This window comes from uncultured Methylobacterium sp. (genome assembly GCF_964242245.1).
Taxonomy (GTDB): domain Bacteria; phylum Pseudomonadota; class Alphaproteobacteria; order Rhizobiales; family Beijerinckiaceae; genus Methylobacterium.
In genome coordinates this window covers 21,630-29,332 of the sequence record NZ_CAXTBY010000030.1, presented here as the reverse complement: position 1 = coordinate 29,332, position 7,703 = coordinate 21,630, and the positions used below count along the sequence as shown (strand labels likewise).

8 protein-coding genes are annotated in these 7,703 nt (G+C 72.9%); all 8 read right to left on the bottom strand.

Features of this window, described 5'->3' with window-relative positions; translation table 11 throughout:
- Positions 1-26: 26 nt before the first annotated feature.
- The 8 genes from ACFE8Y_RS09360 to rutA all read right to left on the bottom strand — a co-directional run bounded on the left by ACFE8Y_RS09360 (position 27) and on the right by rutA (position 7,693).
- Entirely contained in the window at positions 27-887 is an 861-nt protein-coding gene (locus ACFE8Y_RS09360) for a hypothetical protein (protein WP_375464112.1), read from the bottom strand.
- A 118-nt stretch (positions 888-1,005) separates the two neighbouring features.
- Entirely contained in the window at positions 1,006-2,097 is a 1,092-nt protein-coding gene (locus ACFE8Y_RS09355) for a CobW family GTP-binding protein (protein WP_375464111.1), read from the bottom strand.
- 57 nt (positions 2,098-2,154) lie between these two features.
- Positions 2,155-3,678, bottom strand: coding sequence for a serine hydrolase (locus ACFE8Y_RS09350; RefSeq protein ID WP_375464110.1), 1,524 nt, complete (start codon positions 3,676-3,678; stop codon positions 2,155-2,157).
- 264 nt (positions 3,679-3,942) lie between these two features.
- Positions 3,943-4,554 (bottom strand): flavin reductase, encoded by a 612-nt coding sequence (locus ACFE8Y_RS09345; RefSeq protein WP_375464109.1) that lies wholly within the window; start codon positions 4,552-4,554, stop codon positions 3,943-3,945.
- A gap of 32 nt (positions 4,555-4,586) precedes the next feature.
- The gene (rutD, locus tag ACFE8Y_RS09340) at positions 4,587-5,363 is read right to left on the bottom strand and encodes a pyrimidine utilization protein D (RefSeq protein WP_375464108.1); all 777 of its coding nucleotides are present in this window, start codon (positions 5,361-5,363) and stop codon (positions 4,587-4,589) included.
- Entirely contained in the window at positions 5,364-5,768 is a 405-nt protein-coding gene (gene rutC, locus ACFE8Y_RS09335; protein ID WP_375464107.1) for a pyrimidine utilization protein C, read from the bottom strand.
- Between the two features lie 90 nt (positions 5,769-5,858).
- Complete coding sequence (gene rutB, locus ACFE8Y_RS09330) at positions 5,859-6,593, bottom strand: pyrimidine utilization protein B (protein ID WP_375464106.1); 735 nt, start codon at positions 6,591-6,593, stop codon at positions 5,859-5,861.
- Complete coding sequence (gene rutA / locus ACFE8Y_RS09325) at positions 6,593-7,693, bottom strand: pyrimidine utilization protein A (RefSeq protein WP_375464123.1); 1,101 nt, start codon at positions 7,691-7,693, stop codon at positions 6,593-6,595. The genes rutB and rutA overlap by 1 nt, the downstream gene beginning before the upstream one ends.
- Positions 7,694-7,703: the final 10 nt, after the last annotated feature.

The following is a 7,703-nucleotide window of genomic DNA, read 5'->3' as shown; positions in this document are numbered from 1 at the left end:
TGACGGCATAGGCGTGATCGTGCGCCTCACGCCCCTGCCGCGTGCCGCCACGCCACCGCGCGCGCGCCGGCACCGAGGTGCAGGGTGGCGGCGACGATCTCTCCGGCCCGGCGGGCGAGCTCGACACGCATCTGGCCACGGCGGGCGAACAGGCGGGTCACCACCCGCACCATCGACGCCTCGGACGGATCGGCGATGATCGGCAGCACGGCGTGGCGCGCGTCGAGGACCAGGAACGCCTCCACCGCCGCGGTGATCCGCATGGGATCGGAGACGTGCTCAACCGCGTGGGCCGCCGCGTAGCCGTCGGGCCGCACGCCGACGAGGCGGTCGGCCGGAACGATCCGCGCGCGGCGCTCGGCAGGGAGGACGGCGAGCACCGGGCGCGGCGCGTCGGCCCGCACCGGACACCGCGGCGGGGCTTCGAGGCGCAGGGGCCGGCGCAGGGCCGCGAGCCGACCGCGGATCGCGGTCTCGACGGCGTCCGCGTGGCGCCCGTCGATCAGCGCGGCCGGCTCCGGGAGCCCCGGTGGGTGCCAGGGGCGGGCTCGCCCGCGGCCCCAGACCGGGTGCGGCATCGCGAGCGGCAAGACGCCCCGGAGCGCCTCCCGGCCGTCAGCGTCCCGGTCCCAGGCCAGCGCGAAGGCGATCCGGCGGCCCTTCGCCTGATGGCGGGCCGCGCTCAGCAGGTAGTCCGGGTCGGCCTGCGGGTCGGCGACGGCGTTGCGCGTCAACAGCGCCCGCCACGCGTCCACCGCCTCGTCGTCAACGGTCCCGGCCCGATGCAGGTCGACCTGCCACGCGTTCCCGGACGGCGCCGGGTCGACTGCCATCGTGGCGTCGGCCGCCCGCCGTCCGCCCTGGATCACCGTGAAGCTGCGCGCCATGGTCCCCGGTCCCGCATCCGTCGAAAACCGTCCCGCTTCGGGACGCTCGGCGCCGTCCGGGCACCGTCCGCCGGATGCGGTACAAGGACGGTGCCGCGATCCCGGCGGGCCGACCGGCTCAGCCGCCCGGAATGGCCAGCGGGTTGGCGGTGAGCGCCGCGGCGTCGGGGCCGTCGATCCGCGGACGGCCGAGGAACGCGTCCCACAGGCGGGCGACGAAGGCCGGGTCGAGGTCGTGCACGATCAGGACGAGGCGCGAGGTCCGGTCGTCGTCGGGCCAGGCCGGCAGGGTGACGGGGGCGTGCACCACGTGCTGGACGCCGTGCACCACCACTGGCCGGTCGGGCGCATCGGCGAGCGCCACGAGGCCCTTGAGGCGCAGGAGTTTCGGGCCGTGATTCGCGCGCAGCAGGTCGAGGAACATCTCGAAGGCCGCGCGCGGCACCGGCACGTCGCTCGTGAGCGAGAAGGCGCGGATCGACGCATCGTGCCGGTTCACGTCGTGCCGGTTCACGTCCTGGCGGTGTCCGTCCGGCGCCTCCGCCGCCTCGGCGCCGAGCCACGCGCGCACGTCCTCGCCCTTTCCGTCGAGGCCGAAGAACCCGCCGAGCAGGGTCTCGGCCGGCACGTCGGGCGGATCGACCGGGGCCGACGGATTGAGTTCGCGCAGCCTCCGGCGCAGCGGGCCGGTGTCGCCCGCCAAGTCGGCCTTGGCGAGCACGATGCGGTCGGCCACCGCCGCCTGCCGCACGGCTTCGGGGTGCGCGTCGAGGGTGGCGGCCCCGTTCACGGCGTCGACCACCGTGACGACGCCCTGGAGGCGGTATCGCAGCACGAGGTACGGGTGGTAGATCAGGGCGTGGAGGATCGGCGCCGGGTCGGCGAGCCCCGTGGTCTCGATCACCACCCGGCGGAACGGCGCGATGCGGTGGTTGTCGCGCTTGCGCAGGAGGTCTTCCAGCGTCGCGATCAGGTCGCCGCGCACGGTGCAGCACAGGCAGCCGGCACCGAGCAGCACCATGTCCTCGTCGACCGCCTCGATCAGCAGGTGATCGAGGCCGACCGCGCCGAACTCGTTGACGATCACCACCGTGTCGGCGAGCGCCGGATCGCGGAGCCACCGATTGAGCAGGGTCGTCTTGCCGGCCCCGAGGAAGCCGGTGAGCACGGTCAGGGGGATCGGGTCCGGGCGGCGGGCGTCCTGGTTCATGGCTCCGGCCTAGCGCGGCCGGCTCCGTCGCTCAATCGCGGGGGCCGGCCCGCGGGCTCACTCGTCCGCGGTATCGGTTGCCCTGCCCTTGCGGGCCACGGGCTTGGCCGCCTTCCGCGCCTGCGCGGCCGGCTTGGCGGGCTTGGTCGTGGCCTTGGCCGCCTTCTGCTTGGCCTCGGGCATGCCCGAGACGTCGACGGAGGTGTAGGCGCTCGCCGATTTCGGCACGGAGCCGCCGCGGGCAACCGCCGCTTTCGGCGCGGGCTTGGACGCGGTCTTCACGGCGGCCTTCGTCTCCCTGGCCTTCTCGGTCCCCGCCGCCTTGGCTACGGCCTTGGCCTGGAGCGCGGCCTCGCGCCTCTGCTGGGCGGCCTCCCGGGCCGCCTCGCGCTTGGCCTTCGCGGCCTCGAGCTTGACCGCGCGGGTCGCGGCCTGAGCGGCCTTCTCGGCCTCGGCCTGCTCGTTGAGCATGGTCTGGCCCTCGGCCGGATCGCGCCCGATCCAGACCAGGATCGGCTGGAGCGGGGCGCGCGGCGGCAGGGCGCGGTTGCGCAAAACCGTGTTGTTCAGCGTCGCCAGCGTCAGCGCCGGCGAGGTCAAACCGGCCGCGCCCAGAAGTTGCGCCCCGGCGCTGCCGTCCTGGGCGCCCGCGATCGGCCCGGGGCCCTCCTCGATCGGCATCGGCTTCTTGCGGTCGCAGATGTAGGGCCGCATGTCGGGGGGGCCGGCGATGGCGGAGGCCGGCATCGCGTCCAGCGTCTGGGCGGTCCAGCCGGCCGACTGTGCGAAGCCGTAATCGAAGAGGTCGGCAGCCTTCAGGTCGCGCTCGCGGGCGCTCGGCTGGCCCATCACCACCGTGATGATCCGGCGCCCGTTGCGGTTGGCGCTGGCCACCACGTTGAAGCCGCCCGAGCAGATGAAGCCGGTCTTCATCCCGTCGACGCCGGCGTAGCGCCCGAGCAGGCCGTTGTGGTTGGCCATCACCGACCGGCCGAACTGGATCGCCGAGATCGAGAACAGGTCGCGCGAATCGGGGAAGTCGCGCAGGAGCGCGCGGCCGAGCACCGCCATGTCGCGGGCCGAGGTCCATTGCCGCGGGTCGGGCAGGCCGTTGGGGTTGTACCAGCGGCTCTCGCGCATGCCGATCCGGCGCGCGGTCTCGTTCATCATGTCGGCAAAGCCGTCGATGGTGCCGCCGAGGCTCTCCCCGATCGCCCAGGCCACGTCGTTGGCCGACTTGACCATGATGATCTTGAGCGCGTTGTCGAGGGTGAGCTGCGTGCCCGGCTTGAAGCCCATCTTCGAGGGCGGCTCGGCGGCGGCGGCGGCCGAGACGGTGATCAGGCTGTCGAGGGACACCCTGCCCTGCCGCACGAGGTCGAGGGCGACGTAGGTGGTCATCAGCTTGGTGATCGAGGCCGGGTACCAGGGATCGGTCGCCCCTTGCGCGTAGAGCACCTTGCCGGAATCGACCTCGACCATCAGGATCGGCACGGTGACCGCGCCCGCCGCGCCCGCCCCGAGGAGGCCGGCCAGCGTGGCGAGCCCCAGCGCGAAGCGGCTCAAGATACGGTTCGACATCGGCCCTGACTCGGAAAGTGGGGTGCCGCGCCGGCACCGGGCCCGATGCCGTCCCTCCCGCGGTCGTAAGCGACGGACGCGCCGCGGAGCGGCCGAACCGTCGGGCCCGGAAAACCGTCCTCGTTCAACGCGGGCACCGTGGCGAGACGATGGCGGATATCCACGGGCACCTGTGTGCGGGCGCCGGTCATCCCCGCTCGCGGCGCGAGGCACGCGTGAGGTCAGCCTCCTCACGCGCTTCGTTGCGGACGCGGCGACTGCCCGTCAGGCGAGCCGGAGCGCCGCACGGCGCCCGCTCGGTGGGTCCGGCTCGGCCGTGCGCGTAATTGGCTCGGCACGACGAGGATCGGCCTGCGCCGTGGCGTCCGATCCCGGCAGCGCGTGGTAGCGCCGGTTCGCGTAGACGAGGGCATCGGCCGCGAGCGGTTCGGCGAGGGCCAGCACCTCGCAGAACAGGACGTCGTGCGTGCCGACCGCGCTGCGGGTCGTGATCCGGCAGTCGAAGGCGACGAGCGCGCCCGCGAGCACCGGGGCTCCGGTCGCGCCCGCGAACCAGTGCGCACCGGCGAAGCGCGCATCCATCGGGGTCTTCCCGCCGAAGGCTGCGGCGACGGCCTGCTGGCCGGCCGACAGGGTGTTGACGCACAGGCTGTCGTTGCGGCTGAAGGCCGGATAGGCCGAGGACGCGCGGTTCACGCAGACGAGGAGCGTCGGCGGCGCGTCGCTGACGCTGCACACGGCCGAAGCGGTGAAGCCCGCCCGGCCCCCGGGCCCGTCCGTCGTGATCAGGTGGACGGCGCTGGCAAGCCGCGCCATCGCCTCGCGATAGGCGCCGGCCTCGGCAGGCACGATCCCGCGCCCGTGGGGTTCGCTCATGTCGGTCGTCTCTCGTGAGGAGGTGGCGGCGTTCACGGCCGCGCGAGGAACGCGAGGAGCGCGGCGTTGAACGCGTCGGGACGGGTGACGCTGTGGGCGTGGCCGCCGTCCGCGGCAAGCTCCAGGCGGGCGTTCGGGAGGGCGGCGGCGAGGCGCTCGGAGGCGGTGTAGGGCACCAGCACGTCGTCGCGCGCAGCCATCACCAGGGTCTCGTGCGGGATCCGCGCGAGGTCCTGCGCGATGGCGAACCGCTCCAGCGCCGCGATCCGCGCGAGCGCGGTCTCGGCGCCGGGGAAGTGGGCCAGCGCGTGCGCCTCGTCGGCCGCGACGCGCGCGGCGTGCGCGGACAGCCAGGGCGCGGGGTACAGGAAGATGGCTTGCGCGCGCACGAACGCCTCCGGCCCGGCCCGGGTCAGCAGCGCCTTGCGGGCGGCGAAGCACCGCCGGGTGGCCGGGTCGATCGCGTCCCAGCCGTTGATCACGACGATGCGCCCGACCCGCTCCGGGTGGGTGAGGGCAAGCTGCAGGGCGATCAGGCCCCCGAGCGCGTGCCCGACGATGTCGGCCTGCGCCGTCCCGGTGGCGTCCAGCACCGCGAGCGCGTCCGCGGCCATCGCCGCGATGTCGTGGCCGGGTTCCAGCGGGCCCATGGCGCGGCCGGTGCCGCGGTGGTCGTAGGTGAGGACGCGGAAGCGGTCCGTCAGCGCCGGCATCTGCGGCGCGAAGTAGCCGGCCAAGCCGCCGAGCCCGGGCGAGAGCAGGACGGTGCGGGCGTCCGCGCGGCCCTGCACGTCGTGGTGGATGCCCACCTAGCCCGCCTTGACGGACGATGTGCCGACATGCGCGATCGAGGCGATCTCGACCAGCGCGTCGGGCTTCACCAGCCCGCACTGGATGCAGTAGCGCGCCGGCTTGTCGCCCGGGAAGTACTCGGCGTAGACGGCGTTGATCGCGCCGTAATCGGCCCAGTCCTTGAGGAAGACGTGGTTGAAGGTCACGTCGTCCATGCCGCCGCCGGCCGCCTCGACCACGCCCTTGATCGTCTCCAGCACGTGCCGGGTCTGCGCGCCCGCGTCCCCGACGTGGACGACCGTGTTGTCCTTGTCGAAGGCCAGCGTGCCGGAGACGTAGAGCACGCCGTCGGCCAGCGTTCCGGGCACGTAGGGGGCCAGCGGCTTGCCGGTGCCGGGCGGGATCACGATGGTCTTGGGCATGCTCGAAGTCTCCGCCTCGGGGCTCTGGAACAGTCTTGGTCCGCTCGGGCCGGCCGCCGCCCGATCAGGAGGCGCAGCGCGGGACGCCGCTCAATCGGGCGGACCTGCGCCCGGTGCCAGCGCCGTCTCGAAGGCGGCCACGTCCGAGACCCAGCCGAAGAAGGTCTCGATGTTGGTGAGCGCCCCCTCCTGCAGGCTCTCCGGGCCGGCCTGGTGAGTCGCGTCGGCGAGCACGATGCCGAAGTATTCGAGGAAGAACCCGTCGCGCAGGGTCGATTCCACGCAGACGTTGGTGGCGATGCCGGTGAACACCAGCGTGCGGATGCCGCGCGCGCGCAGCAGGCTGTCCAGCGCCGTGTTGTAGAAGCCGCTGTAGCGCGGCTTGGGCAGCACGATGTCGCCGGGCTCGGGCACCAGCGCGTCGACCAGCGCGTAGTCCCAGGAGCCCTTGGCCAGGAGCCGCTGGTTCATCTCCGGCCTGCGGCGCATGGTCTTGAGCGCGTTCGACTTGTACCAGTTCGGCGAGCCCGGGCCGCCGGCCTCGACGTAGTCGGCGTCCCAGCCGTTCTGAAACCAGACGATGGCGAGGCCTGCCGCCCGCGCCGCGGCGACCGCCGCCGCGATCCGCTCGATGACCGGGCCGGTGCGCGACACGTCGAAGCCGGCCAGGTCGAGGTAGCCGCCCTTCGTGGCGTAGGCGTTCTGCATGTCGACGACGATGAGCGCGGCAGCCTGCGCGTCGAAGGCGATCGGCTCGGGACGGGCGGGCAGCTTCACGCGGCCGCACCGGCCGGCGGCGTCGCGGTATCCTGCGGGCTCCGTCATCACGCCACCTGCGCGAGCGGGGCCGCCTCGGCCGTGACGTGGCGGCGGCTCTCCATCAGCGGCTGGATCTTCCGCCCGAACGTGTCGAGGCCCGCGAGGAAGTCGTCGAAGACCAGGAGGACGCCGCCGGTGCCGGGCACGGTCATCACCGCGTCGAGCATGCGCGCGACGCTCGCGTGCGAGCCGACGAGGGTGCCCATGTTGAGGTTGACCGCCGAGGTCGGATCGACCATCTGCCGCACGTTGGTGTCGGCGCCGGACTTGGTGTCGGCCGCGCCCTGCACGCCCAGCCACGCGATCGCCTCCTGGTCGGCGCCGGCCTTGTAGTGCTCCCACTTGGCGTGGGCGGCCGCATCCGTCTCGTCCGCGATCACCATGAACAGCACGTAGGAGGACACCGCGCGCCCGGTCGCGGCCCGGGCGGCCTCCAGCCGCGCCACGGTCGGCGCGAAGGCGGTCGGCGTGTTGACGCCCTTGCCGAAGCAGAAGTTGTAGTCGGCGTAGGTCGCGGTGAAGGCCATGCCCGCCTCGCTCTGGCCGGCGCAGATGATCTTCATGTCGGCCTGCGGCCGCGGGCTCAGGCGGCAATCGTCCATCTGGAAGAACTGGCCCTTGAGGTCGCTGCGCCCGGTCTCCCACAGCTCGCGCAGGACCTGGGCGTACTCGGAGAGGTACTTGTAGCGGTCGGCGAAGAACGCGTCGCCGGGCCAGAGGCCCATCTGCGCGTATTCCGGCTTCTGCCAGCCGGTGATCAGATTGAGGCCGAAGCGCCCGTCCGAGATCGAGTCGATGGTGGCCGCCATCCGCGCGGTGATCGCCGGCGGGAAGCACAGGGTCGGCGCCGTGGCGTAGAGCCTGATCCGGGAGGTGACGGCCGCGAGCCCGGCCATCAGCGTAAAGGATTCGAGGTTGTGGTCCCAGAACTCGGTCTTGCCGCCGAAGCCGCGCAGCTTGATCATCGACAGGGCGAAGTCCAGGCCGTAGCCCTCGGCCTTCAGGGTCACCGCCTTGTTGAGGGCAAAGCTCGGCTTATACTGCGGCGCTGTCTCGGACAGCAGCCAGCCGTTGTTGCCGATCGGGATGAACACTCCGACGCTCATCGGCCCAAGG